Genomic DNA, 16,831 nt, shown 5'->3' with positions numbered 1-16,831 from the left:
ACCCTTTTCTCGCCTGAAAGCCCGTCATGTCCATTTTTCGCCGCCCTGACTACACGTCCGACACCACCCAGTTCATCGAGCAACTCAAGGCCCAGCGCCCCGAGCTGGAAGCTGAGCAACGCCAGGGCCGCGCGCTGCTGTGGGACAAGCAGCTGAGCCGTGACGAACAACAGGCGTTCAAGAGTGCCCGGGTGGCCCAAAAGCCCTACGTCTACCAAACCCAGGCGTCCTGAATCTGGCGCTGAACGCGCACCGGGCGAAATCTGCCCGCTGCACCGTTTGGCTGCGGCCCATCCATGACCCATCCCAGCTCACCCACTGAATTGCCTGCATCGGCACAGGACACACCCGCGTCCATGCCGCTGGTGGTCGACCATGTGGCCGTGGCAAGGTTGTATGGCGAGCCGCTGTTTTCCATGCCCACCGACCTGTACATCCCGCCGGATGCGCTGGAGGTGTTTCTGGAGGCCTTTGAGGGGCCGCTGGACTTGCTGCTTTATTTGATCCGCAAGCAGAACTTCAACATCCTCGACATCCCGATGGCGGGTGTCACGCGCCAGTATTTGGCCTATGTCGACGAGATCCGCCAACGCAACCTGGAGCTGGCCGCCGAATACCTGCTGATGGCGGCCATGCTGATCGAGATCAAATCGCGCATGCTGCTGCCACCCAAAAAGGTGGCCGAAGGCGAAGAAGCCGAAGACCCACGGGCCGAACTGGTGCGCCGCCTGCTCGAATACGAGCAGATGAAATTGGCCTCGATGCAGCTGAACGAAATTCCGCAATATGGCCGCGATTTTCTGCAGGCCCAGGTCTACATCGAGCAAAGCCTGCAACCGCGCTTTCCGGACGTCAGCATGGACGAGCTGCAATCGGCCTGGCGCGACATCCTCAAACGCGCCAACCTGGTGCAGCACCACAAAATCAGCCGCGAAGAACTCAGCGTGCGCGAGCACATGAGCATCGTGCTCAAGCACCTGCAAGGCCGCAAATTTGTCGAGTTTGAACACCTGTTCGACCCGACCCTGGGCGTGCCCGTGCTGGTGGTGACCTTCATCGCCCTGCTGGAGCTGGCCAAGGAAACCCTGATCGAAATCACCCAGGCCGAAGCCTTTGCACCGATTTACGTGCGGCTGGCTTACACGCCAAACTGAAGGCCTCAGACCTTGCGCGTCAAAGCGCCTCGCCCCGAGGCCCGCGCCCCATCAGCACCTGAACCGCCTCGCGGGCTTGCAGACGGTCATCGAGCAAAGCCACCACCGCTTCGGTGATGGGCATGTCCACCCCCAGAGTTTGGGCGCGCTGCCAAACGGTGCGGGCGCTGTAAACACCTTCGGCAACATGGCCCAGCGAGGTCACGGCCTGCTGCAGGCTCATGCCCTGGGCCAGCAGCAGACCCACTTTGCGGTTGCGGCTGAGGTCACCCGTGGCCGTCAACACCAGATCGCCCAGACCCGACAAACCCATGAAGGTCTCGGGCTTGGCGCCCAGCGCGACGCCCAGGCGGGTCATTTCGGCCAAGCCTCGGGTGATGAGGGCTGCACGGGCGTTCAGCCCCAGGTCCAGGCCATCGCACAGGCCCGTGGCAATGGCCAGCACGTTTTTAACGGCCCCCCCCACTTCCACGCCGACGATGTCTTCGTTGGCGTACACACGCAGCGCACCGCCATGAAAGGCCTTGACCAGCGCCTCCCGCACAGAGGCATGGGGGCTGGCCGCCACCAAAGCGGTGGGTTGGGTGCGAGCCACTTCTTGGGCAAAACTGGGGCCGTTCAGCGCTCCGGCCCGCAATTGGGGAGCCACTTGGGCTTGCACTTCGTGGGGCATGAGGCCCGTGCCCGCTTCAAAACCCTTGCACAGCCAGGCCACCGAGGCGGGCACGCCCTGCAGCGCCAGCAAGGTGCTGCGCAGGCCCGCCATGGGGGTGGCAATGATGAAGAGGTCTTCGGCACGGGCAGACTGCAGCAGTGCATCGAGCGAGCCTGACGTGATGGCCAGTGCTACAGGCAGTTCAATGCCGGGGAGGTAACGCTCGTTGCGGCGCTGCTGCTGAAGAGCCTGGGCCTGGGCTGCGTCACGTGCATGCAACACCACCCGGTGCGCAGACTGGCGGCTGGCCGCAATGGCCAGCGCGGTGCCCCAGGCCCCTGCACCGATGACGGTGATCTGCATGCCGAGTGCGTGCGGTTTTACTGCTGTGTGGCGGCAGCTTGGGCTTGCTGCTGCTCGTACATGGCCTGGAAGTTGATCTCGGCCAAGTGCACGGGCGGGAAGCCTGCACGGGTGATCACGTCGGCCACGTTGCCGCGCAGGTAGGGGTACACGATTTGCGGGCAAGCGATGCCCATGATCGCGCCCATCTGGTCTTCGGGTACGTTGCGGATTTCAAAGATGCCGCCTTGCTTGCACTCGACCAGGAACACGGTCTTGTCGGCGATCTTGGTGTGCACGGTGGCGGTGACACAAACTTCAAACACGCCTTCGGCCACCGGGGTGGCTTCCACGCCCAGCTGGATGTCCACGCTGGGTTGCTGCTGCTCCAGCAAGATGGCGGGCGAATTGGGCTGCTCCAGCGAAGCCTCTTTCAGGTAAACGCGCTGGATCTGGAAAACAGGGGATTGGGGTTCGGTGTTGACAGCGGTATCGGTCATGAAATTCTCTTGAAGAAAAAATACGGGCAGTCCACAGGGGACCGCCCAAGGATGAAACAGGTCAATTATCAGCGATCAGAAACAGGCCTGGTGCGCTGCCCAGCCTGTGAAAACCCCAAGGGTTTTCAGGCCGCCTGCAGCAAAGGCACCAAGCCGCCCTTGGCGTCGAGCGCCATCAGGTCGTCACAGCCGCCCACGTGGGTGTCACCCACATAAATTTGCGGCACAGTGCGGCGGCCCGTGATCTGCATCATGTGGTCGCGCTGGGCGGGGTCCAGGTCGATGCGGATTTCTTCGATCTGCGCCACGCCTTTGGCTTTGAGCAACTGCTTGGCACGCACGCAGTATGGGCAGACGGCGGTGGTGTACATCTTGACGTTTTGCATGGGGAGTTCCTTGGGTATCAGGCTTTTTCGACGGGCATGCTGGCCGCTTGCCAGGCTTTGAGGCCACCGGCCAGAGACTGCACATTCTCAAAACCGAGTTTGCGGGCCGTGGCTGCCGCACGGGCCGAACGGGCCCCCACCTGGCAAACCATGACAACTTGGGCCGACTTGCTCTTGACAACTTGGGCCAATTTTTCTTCCAGCTGCCCCAAAGGCAGGTTTTTGGCACCGATCACATGGCCACGCGCGAATTCGTCGGGCTCGCACACATCGATGACGATGGCTTTTTCGCGGTTCATCAGCTGCACCATGTCCTGGGGGCTGAGGCCTTGGCCTTTGTTCAAAGCAGGGAAAAGCAATGCCAGACCCGAGGCCAGGGCCACGGTGATGAGCATCCAGTTGTCGAGGAGAAATTTCACGAATCAGACCTTTGTAAACCACAAAATACCGGCCCGTCAGCGAGCCGCCAAGTCCAGATTCTAAAATGCGGGCCTTTTCCCCTGTTTTTCGCAGCCCGTGCTGCTTTCCCCAACATGTACAAAATCGTCCTCATCCGCCACGGCGAATCCACCTGGAACCTTGAAAACCGCTTCACCGGCTGGACCGATGTGGACCTGACCCCCACAGGCGTGAGCCAGGCCATGTCGGCCGGCAAGCTGCTCAAAGCCGAAGGCTGGGACTTTGACCTGTGCTACACCTCGGTGCTCAAGCGCGCCATCCACACCCTCTGGTACACCCTGGACGAGATGGACCGCACCTGGCTGCCCGTGGTCAAGGACTACCGCCTCAACGAGCGCCACTATGGCGGCCTGCAGGGCCTGAACAAGGCCGACATGGCCAAGCAGTACGGCGACGAGCAGGTGCTGATCTGGCGTCGCAGCTACGACACCCCGCCACCGGCCCTGGAAGCGACCGACCCCCGTTGCGAGCGCAGCGACCGCCGCTACCCCGATCCAGCCGTGGTGCCCCTGACCGAATGCCTGAAAGACACCGTGGCCCGCGTGCTGCCTGCCTGGAATGACAGCATCGCCCCCAGCATCAAGGCGGGCAAACGTGTGCTGATCGCCGCACACGGCAACTCGATCCGCGCCCTGATCAAGTACCTGGACGGCATCTCGGACCAGGACATCGTGGGTGTGAACATCCCCAACGGCATCCCCCTGGTGTACGAGCTGGACGAGAACCTCAAGCCCATTCGCCACTACTACCTGGGCGACGCCGAAGCCGCAGCCCAGGCCGCTGCAGCGGTGGCCAGCCAAGGCAAAGCCTGATTTTGGATCTGTACAGGCGTCACAGGGAATTGACACCGGTTCACCCAGCACCCCCTGCTGGCGGGTGTATATTGATCAGCTTCTGACTGGGAACACTCAAGCACATGGGACAAAAACTCAAGATCGCGGGCTGGATCAGCGTCGGGGCACTGGCCGGTGCGCTGACCACGGTGTCACTGCAAACCGTGGCACGCGGCAATATGGCCCCTTTGCCACTGGAAGAGTTGCAGCAATTGGCCGCTGTGTTCGGCATGGTCAAGAGTGACTACGTCGAGCCTGTGGACGAGAAGAAACTGATCTCGGAAGCCATCTCCGGCATGGTGGCCAGCCTGGACCCCCACTCCCAGTATTTCGACAAGAAAAGCTTCAAAGAATTTTCCGAAGGCACCTCGGGCAAATTTGTGGGTGTGGGCATCGAAATCAGCCAGGAAGATGGCCTGGTCAAGATCGTCTCGCCCATTGAAGGCTCACCCGCCGACCGGGCCGGCCTCAAGCCCAATGACCTGATCACCAAGATCGACGACACCGCCGTCAAGGGCCTGTCGCTGAACGAGGCGGTCAAACGCATGCGCGGCGAGCCCAAGACCAAAGTGCTGCTGACGATCTGGCGCAAGTCCGAGAACCGCACCTTCCCGGTGACCATCGTGCGCGAAGAGATCAAGACCCAATCGGTCAAGTCCAAAATCGTCGAGCCGGGTTACGGCTGGATTCGCGTGTCCCAGTTCCAGGAACGCACGGTGGACGACTTTGCCCGCAAGATCGAAGAGATGTACAAACAAGAGCCGCAGCTCAAAGGCTTGGTGCTCGACCTGCGCAACGACCCCGGGGGGCTGCTGGACGCGGCCGTGGCCTTGTCTGCCGCCTTCCTGCCTGAAAACGTCACGGTGGTCACCACCAACGGCCAGCTCGAGGAAAGCAAATTCACCTACAAAGCCACACCCCAGTTCTGGCGTCGCAACAGCAGCAACGACCCCATCACCCGCATGACAGCGGCCACAGGTGGTGCGCTGAAAAAAGTGCCTTTGGTGGTGTTGGTCAACGAAGGCTCTGCTTCAGCCAGTGAAATCGTGGCCGGTGCCTTGCAAGACTACAAACGCGCCACCCTGATGGGCAGCCAGACCTTTGGCAAGGGCTCGGTGCAAACCGTGCGCCAACTGGGGCCGGACACCGCGCTCAAGATCACCACCGCCCGCTACTACACGCCCAATGGCCGCGCCATTCAGGCCAAAGGCATCGTGCCTGAGGTGATGCTGGACGAAACCGAAAACGGCAACGTCTTTTCGGCCTTGCGCACGCGCGAAGCCGATCTGGAAAAACACCTCTCCAACGGCAAGGAAGCCGAGGAGAAGAAAGACCCGGCCCGCGAGAAAGCCCGCGAAGAAGCCATCAAGAAGCTGGAAGAGGAATCCAAAAAGCCTGCGGCCGAACGGCGCCTGCCCGAGTTCGGCTCGGACAAGGACTTCCAGTTGATCCAGGCCTTGAACCAACTCAAAGGCCTGCCCGTCAAGGCCAGCACCACCTTGGCCGAGCGGAAGGTCGAGAAGAAAGAAGACTGAGCGCCATGGAAACAACCATGGACAAAGCGCATGGATGACGCGCAGCTGCTGCGCTACTCGCGGCACATCCTGCTCAATGAATTGGGCATCGACGGCCAGGAAAAATTGCTGGCCTCGCATGCCCTGATCATTGGGGCTGGCGGCTTGGGCTCTCCGGTCAGTCTGTACCTGGGCAGTGCGGGCGTGGGCCACATCACCGTGGTCGACCACGACGAGGTGGACGCCACCAACTTGCAGCGCCAGATTGCCCACACACTGGACCGGGTGGGCCAATCCAAAGCCGCCTCGGTGCGCACGGCCATCGCCCAGATCAACCCCGACGTTCAGGTCACCCCCATCACGCAACGGGCCGATGCGGCCCTGCTGAACACCCTGGTAGCCCAGGCCAATGTGGTGGTCGACTGCTGCGACAACTTCGAAACCCGCCAGGCCGTGAACCTGGCCTGCGTGGTGCACCGCAAACCGCTGGTCTCGGGCGCGGCCATCCGCATGGACGGACAAGTCTCGGTGTTTGACAGCACGCAGGCCGAAGCGCCCTGCTACGCCTGCATCTTCCCGCCAGAACACCAGCCCGAAGAAACCCGCTGCGCCACCATGGGCGTGTTCGCACCGCTGGTGGGCATCATCGGCACGGTGCAAGCGGCCGAAGCCCTCAAGATTTTGAGCGGCATGGGCAGCCACATGGCCGGGCGTTTGCTGATGCTCGACGGCCGCGAGCTGTCTTGGACCGACATCCGCATGCAACGCAACCCGGCCTGCCCGGTGTGCGCAGCGCACCGCCAAGACTGAACAGACGCGCGCAATCCAGCATTCGGCCGCAGGGGCGGCCTCCCACAGAGACCGAGACCAAGATGGATGTGGGAGCGAGCGCCTGCTCGGGAATGCCAGCCCCTTCAAAGGCCATGGCAAGTGCCATGGAATTTCCTGAACACAGGTGGCGACATGGCGGCATCAGCTGCTGAAAACAAGCCGATTTTTTGAGTCTGTGCCTGGCGTTGCAAACGGGCATAAGGCCCTTTTCCGGTCCGAAAGCGGTAAGCCCAGGCCATGCCGGTGCGCACCATTTCGGCCCCCAGATCCACTCCGTCCACCGACAAACGGCCCAGCTGCCGACCGTAATTGTCCTGACCCAGATCAAGCACCTGAACAGGCTTGCGCAAAGCCAATCGAATCATCGCCTCGCGGGCTTCAGCGCCGCCGGGCTGACAAGTCTCAGGCGCATCAATGCCGTCCACCCGCAGCTTGATGGGCTCGTGCTGCCCGTTGCGTACCAGCAAAACGGTGTCACCATCCATCACCCAGCTGACCCAGCCTGTCCAGGTTTCGGCCGCAAGAATGGCACAGGGTGCCAGACCCATCGCCAACGTCAGCGCCCACCGAAGCCAAAGGCTCATGCCGCATCCTTGCGGCGCTGCCCCTGCCTGCGGTTGGCTTTGGGCAGGTCCGGGCTGCGCTCGGCCAGCAAGGCTTGGGCGCGCACTTGCAAACGCGCCAGCGCTTCGTCCAATTGGACCGCTTCTTCAGGCTGCAACACCGACAGGATCTGGCTGTTGATGGCCTGAACCTGGGGCATCAGGGCTTCGTACAGTTGCCGACCCGCCGGGGTCAGCCCGACCAGGGCGCTGCGGCGGTCATGGGCCGGGATGGTACGCAAGACCAGGCGTTTGGCCACCAAAGCAGTCAGGGTCCGCGAGGTGCGGGCGCGGTCGCGGTGCATGCGTTCGGCCAGCACCGAAGGGGGCAGGCTGCCGCCCTCATACAGCTGGCCAATCACACCCCACTCGCGCCGCGTGATGCCATAACCGCCTTCGCACAGGCGCACCACCATCGCCCCCCCTACGCTCGACAGACGACCCAGCCTGTACAAAAGCAGGTCCTCAATCGAAGCCAGACGTTGAGATGGGGACAAAGGCATCAGGGTTTTCCGGGGGGTTGATTGATTAGATCAATTGTCGGTCAGGGCACTACATTCTGTCTTGCGTTTTCAACAGGGGACAGCCGAGCCCCGCCTATTCGGAGACTTTCATGCCATCAACCCACCGCCCAATCACCCGCCGCCTTCTGGGGCTGGCCGCCCTGTCTTTGGCCATGCTTTCGCCCGGATTGCAGGCACAAGACAAACCACCACTCAAGATCGTGGTGGGTTTTCCACCGGGTGGCTCTGCCGATATCCTGGCCCGCATGGTGGCCGACGCCCTGCGCGAGGACTTTGGCACCATCGTCGTGGACAACAAGCCCGGCGCAGGCGGGCGCATCGCGCTCAACGCCGTCAAGGCGGCCAAGCCCGATGGCCAGACCGTGATCGTTTTGCCCAGCGGTCCCATGGTGCTGTTTCCGCACGTCTACAAAAAACTCGACTACGACCCGGTGAAAGACTTCACCCCCGTCTCGCAGATCGCCCGCTTCCAGTTTGGCGTGGTCTCCGGCCCCGCCAGCAACGCGAAGAATGTGGCCGAGATGGTGGCCAAGGCCAAGAGCGACCCGGGCAATGCCAGCTATGGCACGCCCGGCGCGGGCACCTTGCCCCACTTCATGGGGGTGCTGATGGAGCAATCGGCCGGCATCAGCCTGAACCATGTGCCTTTCCAGGGCGGTGCACCCGCCAACAACGCCTTGCTGGGCGGCCACATCGGCTACAAATTTGACGTGGTGTCCGAAACCGCCGAAATGCACCGGGCGGGCAAGGTCCGCATCATCGCAGTGACCGGCAGCCAGCGCGACCCGCAAGTGCCTGAAGTGCCGACCCTCAAGGAGTCGGGTGTGAACATGGAGGCCACGGCCTGGTTTGCCATGTACGGCCCCGCAGGCCTGACAGGCGATGCCCTTGCACGCCTGGAAAAAGCCATGATGAAGATCACCCGCAGCGCGGCCATGAAAGACAAAATGGTCAAGCTGGGCTACGAGCCGATTGGCTCCACATCGGCCGAGCTGGCTGCAGCGCAAAAAACCGATCTGGCCCGCTGGGAAAAACCCATCAAGGCCACGGGCGTGCAACTGGACTGATGCATCGGCTGTTTCCCCCCGCCCCAGCTGCTGCGGCAGCTGGGCATCCACTTCCTTCAATTCCCATGAACATCTCCAATCCCATTTGGCGCACCGCGCTGTGTTTAGCTTTGGCCGCTTGCGCCTGGACAACTCCTGCATCGGCCCAAAGCTACCCCAACAAACCCATCAAATTCGTCACCAACTTCCCGGCAGGTGGCCCGGCTGATTTTCTGGCCCGCAGTGTGGGGGAGTTCATCACCAGCCAGACCAAGCAACCCGTGGTGGTGGAAAACAAGCCCGGCGCAGGCGGCAACATCGGCGCTGACTTTGTGGCCAAAAGCCCGGCCGATGGCTACACCGTGCTGTTCGGCATCGACACCACCTTCACGGTCAACCCCTACATCTACAAGGGCATGGCCTTCAAGCCCGCTGACCTGCGGCCCATCATGATCATGGTCTCTTCGGGCTTGCTGGTGGGGGCGCACCCCAGCACCGGCTTCAAAACGCTCAAAGACCTGATCGCCCAGGGCAAAGGCAAGGGCCTGAACTTCAGCAGCGCAGGCAGCGGCAGCCCCGGTCACCTGGCCGCTGAAATCTTCATGGACGCCGCGAACATCAAGATCCAGCATGTGCCCTACAAAGGCAACACCCCGGCCGTCACGGCAGTGCTGGCGGGCGAGGTGGATGCAGGCGTGCTGGCCACACCGGGCATGCTGCCCCATGTGAAGACCGGCAAGATCACCGCGCTGGCGGTGACCAGCCGCCAGCGTTCCCGCTCGGCCGCCGATGTCCCCACCGTGGCCGAACTGGGCCTGAAAGACCTGGAGCTCGAAGTGCTCTACGTGGCCATGGTGCCTGCCGCCACCCCAGAGCCGGTGGTGCAGCTGTTGCAAAAAGCCTTCACCGACGCCTTGAAGCGCCCTGACACACAAGGCCAGCTGGCAGGCATGGACCTGTTCTACGAAGGCCTGATCGGTCCGGACGCCGTCAAACGCCTGAGCGACCAGTCGCAGCGTTATGGCCGCATGGTCAAGTCCACAGGCATGAAAGTCGATTGATTATCCACATGACGACCCCGATGCCCCAACGCCCCAACATCATCTTCATCGTGGCCGACGACCTCGGCTTTGCAGATCTGGGCTGCTACGGCGGCCGGGACGCGAAGTTTGGCAAGGTCTCGCCCGTGCTCGATCAACTGGCCGCCAACGGCCTCAAGTTCACGCAAGGCTATTCCAACTCGCCCGTGTGCTCGCCCACCCGCTTTGCACTCATGACCGCCCGTTACCAGTACCGCCTGCGTGGCGGGGCCGACGAGCCCATCAACAGCAAGAGCAAAGGCAGTGCCGTGCTGGGCCTACCGCCCGCGCACCCCACGCTGCCCTCGCTGCTGAAAGCCAGCGGCTACCGCACCGCCCTGATCGGCAAATGGCACCTGGGCTACCCGCCCCACTTCAGCCCCATCAAGTCGGGCTACGAAGAATTCTTTGGCCCCATGTCGGGTGGCGTGGACTACTTCACCCATGCCAGCAACAACGGCACGCACGACCTCTACAGCAACGAAGAAGAAAAGCACGAAGACGGTTACCTGACCGACCTGCTCTCGCAGCGTGCGGTCGATTACGTGAACCGCATGGCACCCGGCGCTGCGCAGGGCACGCCCTTCTTCTTGAGCTTGCACTACACCGCGCCGCACTGGCCTTGGGAAACACGCGAGGACTACGCGCTGGCGCAAGAGGTCAAGGACAACCTGTTCCACCTGCACGGCGGCAACATCCACACCTACCACCGCATGATCCACCACATGGACGAAGGCATTGGCTGGGTGGTGGACGCGCTGAAGAAAAACGGACAGCTCGACAACACCCTGATCGTCTTCACCAGCGACAACGGCGGCGAGCGCTTCAGCGACAACTGGCCACTGGTGGGCGGCAAGATGGACCTGACCGAAGGCGGCATCCGCGTGCCGTGGATCGCGCACTGGCCTGCCGTCATCGCGCCCGGCGGCACATCCACCCAGCACTGCATGACCATGGACTGGTCGGCCACCATGGTGGAGCTGGCAGGCGCAAAAGCCGATGCCGAGCACCCGTTTGATGGCGTGTCACTGGCCCCCGTGCTGCGCAACGCCAAGCACCAGTTCGAGCGGCCTTTGTACTGGCGCATGAACCACCGCGGCCAGCGCGCCCTGCGCATGGGCGACTACAAATACCTGCGGGTCGACGGCAACGACTACCTGTTCAACATCCCGGCCGACGAGCGCGAGCGTGCCAACCTGGCCAAGCACCAACCCGAGAAGCTGCAAAACCTGCGCGCCGCATGGGAAGCCTGGGACAGCACCGTGCCCGCCATCCCCGAAGACGCCACCATCAGCCTGGGTTATTCCTACAAGGACATGCCCCAGCGCTGAAAAAAAGGGCGGCTAAGATCGGGCATGGCTTATATAAAAAAATTCCTCACCTTCCGAGACTGGCCCCGTCTAACCGCATCACTGGCCCGCACCGAGGTGCTGGCCGGCCTGACGGTGGCCTTGGTGATGGTGCCGCAAGCCGTGGCCTATGCCGGTTTGGCCGGTATGCCCCTGGTCACGGGGCTTTATGCCTGTCTGATCCCGGCCCTGCTGGCCGTGCTGTTTGGCAGCGCCAACCGCTTGTCGGTGGGTCCCGCAGCGCTCACCTGTGTGTTGATCGGTGCCTCCCTTACGGGCATGGCCGAGCCGGGCTCAGCCGAATGGGTTTCGCTGGCCGTGTGGCTGTCGCTGCTGTCGGGAGGCATCCAGCTGCTGCTGGGTCTGGGCCATTACGGCTGGCTCATCAACCTGGTCAGCGCCCCGGTGATGATGGGCTTCACACAAGCCGCGTCCTTGTTGATCATGGCCTCGCAGGTGCCTGCCTTGCTGGGCGTCAAAGCCTGGCGCTGGGATGTCTCCACCTGGTCCGACTGGCTCACAGGCTGGCCTGCCCTGTTTGGGCTGGGCAGCCTGGCCGTGCTGCTCTTGCTGCGCAAATTCAAGCCCCGCTGGCCGGGCATCATGCTGGTGATGGGCGCTGCCTCGGCGCTGGGTTATGTCACGGGCTATGCCGAACACGGCGCCATTGTGGGGCTGTTGCCCTCGGGATTGCCTGACTTTTACTGGCCGCATTGGCCAGGCCTGGAGATGCTCAACCAGCTGTGGGTGCCCGCCATGGTGATTGCGCTGGTGAGCTTTCTGGAGACCGCCTCCAGCGCCCGCATCGAGTTCCAGCGCGACGGCAAACGCTGGGACGACAGCACCGAACTTTTCAGCCAGGGCCTGGCCAAGCTCGCTTCGGCGTTCTCGGGCAGCTTCCCGACCAGCACCTCGTTTTCGCGCTCGGCGCTCATGCTGTATGCGGGTGCGCGCTCAGGCTGGGCGGTGGTGGCCTCCGTCGGCTTCGTGCTGCTGGCCTTGCTGATCCTCATGCCTGCGCTACAGTTCGTGCCGCGCTCGGTGATGGCGGCCGCCGTCATCGTGGCCGTGCTCAACCTGTTCCAGCCCCGGCAGTTTCTGAAACTCTGGCGCATTGACCGGGTGGAGACCCTCACGGCAGGCGTGACCTTTGCCATCACCCTGGCCACCGCCCCGCGCATTTACTGGGGGGTGATGACCGGTGTGCTGGTGGGGCTGAGCCACTTCCTGCACACCCGCTTGCACCCGCGTATCATCGAAGTGGGCCTGCACCCCGATGGCAGCCTGCGCGACCGGCACCTGTGGCAGCTGCCGCCTCTGGCGCAAAACCTCTATGCCTTGCGCATGGATGCCGAGTTGGACTTTGCGGCCTCGAGTGATTTTGAGCGGGCCATCACCGACCACCTGGCCCAGCACCCTCAGGTGCGCCATGTTGGCCTGTTTGCCCAGCCCATCAACCGGGTCGATGCCACGGGTGTGGAAACCTTTGGTCAGTTGCACCGCCAACTGAGCAGTCGGGGCATCACCTTGCACATCAGCGGCATCAAGCTGCCCGTGGAGACCGCCTTGCGCCGGGCCGGGGAGCTGCACGACGGCCCCCAACTCAGGCTCTACCGCACCGATGCAGAGGCCTTGCTGGCCCTGCGAGCGCTGGACCCGCTGCCGCCCGACATCGCCGCTGCGGCGATCTGAGCCCCGTCAGGTCGGGATCTCGGCCTCGACCAGAAGCGCCAGGAGTTGCAAGGATTCCTGCCAACCCAGACAGCAGGCCTCTGGCGGGATCATGTCGGGAATGCCGGCTTGCTCAATGTTCACCTCGGTGCCCACCGAGACGGCCTTGAAAGTGATGCTGGTCACCATCTGGCCGGGCAAATTGGCATCGTCAAAACTGTCGGTGTGGCTCAAACGCTCACCCGGCATCAGCTCCAGAAACGTACCCCCGAAGCTGTGTGACTGCCCGCTTCCGAAATGGGTGAACGACATGCGATAACGCCCGCCGATGCGGGCATCCATCTCATGCACACGGCCCGTGAAACCATGCGGAGGCAGCCACTTGCACATCGCGTCCGGATCGACAAAGGCGCGGAAGACACGTTCAGCAGGCGCACGGAAAACACGCTGGAATTTGACGGTGTGTGGCATGGTTGTTATCTCCAAAAAATCATTGTGCGCCTGCAGCAAGGCTTTCTTCAAACTCGGTCAGTCGCTTGTAAATCGAGCGCAGCTCGGTGATGTCGGTCCAGCGCTCGATCAGGTAGGAAAACGCCTCGTTCACCTTGCCAAACGCGTTGCTGACCTGCTGGATCACGCCCAGTGTGATCAGCCCGGTGAACAGCGACGGCCCCATCAGCAGATACGGAAAAATCACCATGGTCTGGCTGTAGAAATTGCTCCACAGATGGAAGTAAGCGTAGTGGTTGAACAAGCGAAAGTTATTCAACCGCACACCCATAAAGAGGCTCATCACCGTGGGCAAGTCCATGCGGCTGCGGTCGTCTTCGGCATACACCAGGTCTTTGCGCAGCGCGGCCTCGGTCCGCTGGTTGTTGTACTCCAGCCCCGGCAGGCGAATGCCCACAAACCAAGACAGCACCGTGCCGCCCACCGCCGTGACCAAGGCCACCCAAAACAGCGAGCCCTCGAACTGCAGCCACGCAATGGCCATTCCGCTGGACAGTGCCCACAAAATCGGAATGAACGAAGCCAATGTGAGCAGCGCCCGCACCAGGCCCAGCCCCAGGTTTTCGGTCTGGCGGGCAAAACGCATGCAGTCTTCCTGAATGCGCTGCGAAGCGCCCTCCACCGTCTCGTTTGTCTTTTGCCAGCGTGGCAAGTACAGCTCGGTCATGGCCTGACGCCAGCGAAAGGCGTAGTGCGAAGCCAGATACGTCTCCAGGCTGCGCAGCAGCATGTAGGGAAAAGCAATCCACGCAAACTGCAGCATGAAGGCCCAGAACTTGTCCAATCCGCCCGCCTGCTCGGGCTTTTGCAGCAGATCGTAAAACTCACCGTACCAAGTGTTGAGCTTCACGGTCTGTTGCACCGTGATGAACACCAGCGCCACCAACACCAGCAAACCGCCCCAAGCCCACAAGGCCCAGCGGCGCGAGAGAAAGAAACTGCGAAACATCGGCTCAGACCTCTTTCGGGTTCACGTCATCCACCGTCACGGTCTCGAAGTCAGCAGGCAACACCACCTCCAGCAACTCCACATCGTGGCTGTGCCCCAGTTCGCGGTGGCGAATTTCAGGCGGCTGGTGCACGCACGAACCTGCCTCCAGCCTCACCACGCCCTGACCTTCGTACTCGAACTCGATCCAGCCCTTGAGCACATAAACCAACTGAAACTGCGTCTTGTGAAAATGGGGCTGGCTTGAAAAAGCACCTCCTTCGGCAGCCCGGATCACGCTGGCCGTGACGCGCCCGCCCGTCGCTTCACGCATGCCCAAATCGCGGTATTCAAAAAACGAGCGCAGCCCTTTGTCGAACTGCGCGTCCTTGGCGTGGGTGACGACGAAACCTTGTGTGGTCATCTGCAACTCCTGAATCGATGTCGGCTATCGTAACGGCTTGCGACATGGCGACGTGTCAGGCCTGCAGCCTCAGGCCATGGGCCGAACCCCATAGGTGCGCATGGCCGCTTCGATTTGTGAAGCCTCGCTGGTTTCATCCGGGAAAAACCGATAGCTGGGCGCCACGATGGCGGCCACAGAAGTGACACGGATAACCAACACACTGCGAATGACAAAGCGATGCCCCACCATGGCCAACAGGGGCGCGGCCCACGTGGCAAAAGCAGGATCATCGGCACAGACCGCATGCGCGGTGCCCAACAGCTTGAAGCCCTTTTGCACAAACACATCCACAAAGCTCAGGCACACCTGCAACTGCTGCGCGATGTTGCGCGCACTGACGGGGGAAGCGATGTGGGCGACCACCACATGCTGCTCGTCCACGATGGCCCAGACCTCTTTCGGTGACACATTGGGCTGGCCATCGGCATCGACTGTGGCGAGCCAGCACAAGACGCTGCGGCGGGCAGTTTCACAAATGGGTTCAGTCAAAAAGGACATGGGCTCTCGCTGTTGTGGCTAAAAACTCATCGTATCTTCGAATGTCGCAAATCAACAACAAAGTAAACACCCTGCTTACCCAAAAGACTCTCCTCATCGCTTGGAAGCATCTGAGGACGTCAAAAGCATTTCACCTCATATACTGTTTTTATTTACAGTATATTGAGACCCATGCTCCGCTCTCTCTTCATCGACTTCAACAGCTACTTCGCTTCGGTCGAGCAGCAGCTCGATCCCGCCTTGCGTGGGCGGCCGGTGGGGGTGGTGCCGGTCATGGCCGATTCGTCGTGCTGCATTGCGGCCAGTGTCGAGGCCAAAACCTTTGGCGTGAAGACCGGTACGCGGGTGGCCGATGCCAAGCGGCTTTGCCCGGGCATTGCGCTGGTGCTGGCCGACCACGCCAAATACGTGCAGGTGCATCAGCAGGCCGTGGCCGTGGTGGACCGGCTGGCGCAAGTGCGGCAGGTGGTCAGCATTGACGAGATGGAATGCGAGTTAACGGGCCGCTGGCGCGAGCGCGAACGCGCGCTGGCACTGGCCCAGCAGATCAAAAAGGCGCTGCTGGCCGAGGTGGGCGAATGCATGCGCACCTCCATTGGCATCGCACCCAACACGCTCTTGGGCAAGCTGGCGAGCGACATGCACAAGCCCGATGGCCTGACGGTGATCGAGCTGCACGAGTTGCCCGAGCGGCTGTTTCCCTTCAAGCTCTCGGCCCTGCAAGGCATTGGCCCGCGCATGCGCGAGCGCCTGTCGCGCTGCGGCATCGAAACGATGGAACAGCTGTATGCCGCGCCGCGTGATTTGTTGCACACAGCCTGGGGCGGCGTGGCGGGCTCCGAGATGTACGACAAACTGCGCGGCCAGTGGTATGGCCCACGGGCCACGGTGGCGCGATCGCTTGGCCATTCGCATGTGCTCCCCCCCGATTTACGCCACCCCGCAGGTGCCCGCGAGGTGCTGCACCGCCTGACACAAAAAGCCGCGATGCGGCTGCGCAAGCAGGGCTTTTATGCCACGGCCATGCAGGTGTTTGTGCGCTGTGACCACCGCTGGCAGCGTGAGGCGGGAGGTGAACGGTATGCCCATGTCGGCGAGACGCAAGACACGGGTTTTTTGCTGAACACGCTGGACGCGCTATGGTTCAGCGGCCTGCACCAGCTGCAGCGTCCCAAGGCCGTGGGCGTGCAACTGTGCGGGCTGGTGCTGGCGAGTCAGCACACGCCCGATTTGTTTGACATGCTCGAACAAGCACCTATCGCCAGCGCTGCGCAGACGAGACAAAACCACGAAGTCCACCGCGACCGGGCTCGGCTGATGTCGGCCATGGACGCGCTCAACCGTGCGCATGGCAAAAACGCGGTCTACTTTGCCAGCGCCCACCACGCGCTGGATGCCGCCCCCATGCGCATCGCGTTCAACCGAATTCCTGATCTCGAGACGGAGCGCTGAGGCTGCGGTGGGAGCGGTGCCCTCGCCGCGAT

At 62.2% G+C, this 16,831-nt stretch carries 20 protein-coding genes; 10 read left to right on the top strand and 10 right to left on the bottom strand.

Annotation, left to right across the window (positions count from 1 at the left end; all coding sequences use genetic code 11):
* Positions 1 to 26: 26 nt before the first annotated feature.
* The gene (locus B9Z34_RS08085) at positions 27 to 233 is read left to right on the top strand and encodes a DUF3460 family protein (protein WP_108427602.1); all 207 of its coding nucleotides are present in this window, start codon (positions 27 to 29) and stop codon (positions 231 to 233) included.
* Between the two features lie 63 nt (positions 234 to 296).
* Positions 297 to 1,154 carry a ScpA family protein gene (locus tag B9Z34_RS08080; RefSeq protein ID WP_108427601.1) on the top strand — a complete coding sequence of 286 codons (858 nt, stop codon included), beginning with the start codon at positions 297 to 299 and terminating at the stop codon, positions 1,152 to 1,154.
* Between the two features lie 19 nt (positions 1,155 to 1,173).
* Here B9Z34_RS08080 and B9Z34_RS08075 read toward each other — a convergent pair whose 3' ends face one another.
* The 4 genes from B9Z34_RS08075 to B9Z34_RS08060 all read right to left on the bottom strand — a co-directional run bounded on the left by B9Z34_RS08075 (position 1,174) and on the right by B9Z34_RS08060 (position 3,456).
* Positions 1,174 to 2,172 carry an NAD(P)H-dependent glycerol-3-phosphate dehydrogenase gene (locus tag B9Z34_RS08075; protein ID WP_108427600.1) on the bottom strand — a complete coding sequence of 333 codons (999 nt, stop codon included), beginning with the start codon at positions 2,170 to 2,172 and terminating at the stop codon, positions 1,174 to 1,176.
* Between the two features lie 17 nt (positions 2,173 to 2,189).
* Positions 2,190 to 2,651: a protein-export chaperone SecB gene (gene secB / locus B9Z34_RS08070; RefSeq protein ID WP_108427599.1), complete on the bottom strand. Its 462-nt coding sequence runs from the start codon at positions 2,649 to 2,651 to the stop codon at positions 2,190 to 2,192.
* A gap of 125 nt (positions 2,652 to 2,776) precedes the next feature.
* Positions 2,777 to 3,037, bottom strand: coding sequence for a glutaredoxin 3 (gene grxC / locus B9Z34_RS08065; RefSeq protein WP_108427598.1), 261 nt, complete (start codon positions 3,035 to 3,037; stop codon positions 2,777 to 2,779).
* 17 nt (positions 3,038 to 3,054) lie between these two features.
* Positions 3,055 to 3,456 (bottom strand): rhodanese-like domain-containing protein, encoded by a 402-nt coding sequence (locus B9Z34_RS08060; RefSeq protein WP_108427597.1) that lies wholly within the window; start codon positions 3,454 to 3,456, stop codon positions 3,055 to 3,057.
* A 114-nt stretch (positions 3,457 to 3,570) separates the two neighbouring features.
* Here B9Z34_RS08060 and gpmA point away from each other — a divergent pair, with 114 nt between their 5' ends.
* From gpmA to B9Z34_RS08045, 3 genes are all read left to right on the top strand, one after another.
* Positions 3,571 to 4,308: a 2,3-diphosphoglycerate-dependent phosphoglycerate mutase gene (gpmA, locus tag B9Z34_RS08055; protein WP_108427596.1), complete on the top strand. Its 738-nt coding sequence runs from the start codon at positions 3,571 to 3,573 to the stop codon at positions 4,306 to 4,308.
* A 104-nt stretch (positions 4,309 to 4,412) separates the two neighbouring features.
* Complete coding sequence (locus B9Z34_RS08050; RefSeq protein ID WP_108427595.1) at positions 4,413 to 5,864, top strand: S41 family peptidase; 1,452 nt, start codon at positions 4,413 to 4,415, stop codon at positions 5,862 to 5,864.
* Positions 5,865 to 5,894: 30 nt separating this feature from the next.
* Positions 5,895 to 6,653, top strand: coding sequence for a molybdopterin-synthase adenylyltransferase MoeB (locus tag B9Z34_RS08045; RefSeq protein ID WP_108427594.1), 759 nt, complete (start codon positions 5,895 to 5,897; stop codon positions 6,651 to 6,653).
* Positions 6,654 to 6,757: 104 nt separating this feature from the next.
* On the opposite strand, the gene B9Z34_RS08040 is transcribed toward B9Z34_RS08045, so the two are convergent.
* Both B9Z34_RS08040 and B9Z34_RS08035 read right to left on the bottom strand, forming a co-directional pair.
* Positions 6,758 to 7,258: a thermonuclease family protein gene (locus B9Z34_RS08040; RefSeq protein WP_233249493.1), complete on the bottom strand. Its 501-nt coding sequence runs from the start codon at positions 7,256 to 7,258 to the stop codon at positions 6,758 to 6,760.
* Positions 7,255 to 7,779, bottom strand: a complete 525-nt coding sequence (locus tag B9Z34_RS08035; protein WP_108427593.1) for a MarR family winged helix-turn-helix transcriptional regulator — start codon at positions 7,777 to 7,779, stop codon at positions 7,255 to 7,257. The genes B9Z34_RS08040 and B9Z34_RS08035 overlap by 4 nt, the downstream gene beginning before the upstream one ends.
* 110 nt (positions 7,780 to 7,889) lie before the next feature.
* Here B9Z34_RS08035 and B9Z34_RS08030 point away from each other — a divergent pair, with 110 nt between their 5' ends.
* The 4 genes from B9Z34_RS08030 to B9Z34_RS08015 all read left to right on the top strand — a co-directional run bounded on the left by B9Z34_RS08030 (position 7,890) and on the right by B9Z34_RS08015 (position 12,966).
* On the top strand, positions 7,890 to 8,867 hold the full coding sequence (locus B9Z34_RS08030; protein ID WP_233249492.1) for a tripartite tricarboxylate transporter substrate binding protein: 978 nt from the start codon (positions 7,890 to 7,892) through the stop codon (positions 8,865 to 8,867).
* A 65-nt stretch (positions 8,868 to 8,932) separates the two neighbouring features.
* A complete protein-coding gene (locus B9Z34_RS08025; protein ID WP_108427592.1) occupies positions 8,933 to 9,907 on the top strand; it encodes a tripartite tricarboxylate transporter substrate binding protein in 975 nt (324 codons plus the stop codon).
* Positions 9,908 to 9,915: 8 nt separating this feature from the next.
* Positions 9,916 to 11,256, top strand: a complete 1,341-nt coding sequence (locus B9Z34_RS08020) for a sulfatase (RefSeq protein ID WP_233249491.1) — start codon at positions 9,916 to 9,918, stop codon at positions 11,254 to 11,256.
* Positions 11,257 to 11,280: 24 nt separating this feature from the next.
* A complete protein-coding gene (locus B9Z34_RS08015; RefSeq protein WP_108427590.1) occupies positions 11,281 to 12,966 on the top strand; it encodes a SulP family inorganic anion transporter in 1,686 nt (561 codons plus the stop codon).
* A 6-nt stretch (positions 12,967 to 12,972) separates the two neighbouring features.
* On the opposite strand, the gene B9Z34_RS08010 is transcribed toward B9Z34_RS08015, so the two are convergent.
* The 4 genes from B9Z34_RS08010 to B9Z34_RS07995 all read right to left on the bottom strand — a co-directional run bounded on the left by B9Z34_RS08010 (position 12,973) and on the right by B9Z34_RS07995 (position 15,347).
* Positions 12,973 to 13,416 carry an SRPBCC family protein gene (locus B9Z34_RS08010; RefSeq protein ID WP_108427589.1) on the bottom strand — a complete coding sequence of 148 codons (444 nt, stop codon included), beginning with the start codon at positions 13,414 to 13,416 and terminating at the stop codon, positions 12,973 to 12,975.
* 19 nt (positions 13,417 to 13,435) lie between these two features.
* Positions 13,436 to 14,404, bottom strand: coding sequence for a putative transporter (locus tag B9Z34_RS08005; protein WP_108427588.1), 969 nt, complete (start codon positions 14,402 to 14,404; stop codon positions 13,436 to 13,438).
* A gap of 4 nt (positions 14,405 to 14,408) precedes the next feature.
* A complete protein-coding gene (locus B9Z34_RS08000) occupies positions 14,409 to 14,807 on the bottom strand; it encodes a cupin domain-containing protein (protein ID WP_108427587.1) in 399 nt (132 codons plus the stop codon).
* A gap of 69 nt (positions 14,808 to 14,876) precedes the next feature.
* Positions 14,877 to 15,347: a pyridoxamine 5'-phosphate oxidase family protein gene (locus B9Z34_RS07995; RefSeq protein ID WP_108427586.1), complete on the bottom strand. Its 471-nt coding sequence runs from the start codon at positions 15,345 to 15,347 to the stop codon at positions 14,877 to 14,879.
* Between the two features lie 171 nt (positions 15,348 to 15,518).
* Here B9Z34_RS07995 and B9Z34_RS07990 point away from each other — a divergent pair, with 171 nt between their 5' ends.
* The gene (locus tag B9Z34_RS07990; protein WP_108427585.1) at positions 15,519 to 16,799 is read left to right on the top strand and encodes a DUF4113 domain-containing protein; all 1,281 of its coding nucleotides are present in this window, start codon (positions 15,519 to 15,521) and stop codon (positions 16,797 to 16,799) included.
* The last annotated feature ends 32 nt before the right edge of the window (positions 16,800 to 16,831 follow it).

Source organism: Limnohabitans sp. Hippo3, assembly GCF_003063665.1.
Classification (GTDB): Bacteria; Pseudomonadota; Gammaproteobacteria; order Burkholderiales; family Burkholderiaceae_C; genus Limnohabitans_A.
The sequence above is the reverse complement of the archived record's forward strand: the minus strand, read 5'-3'. Positions and strand labels throughout refer to the sequence as shown.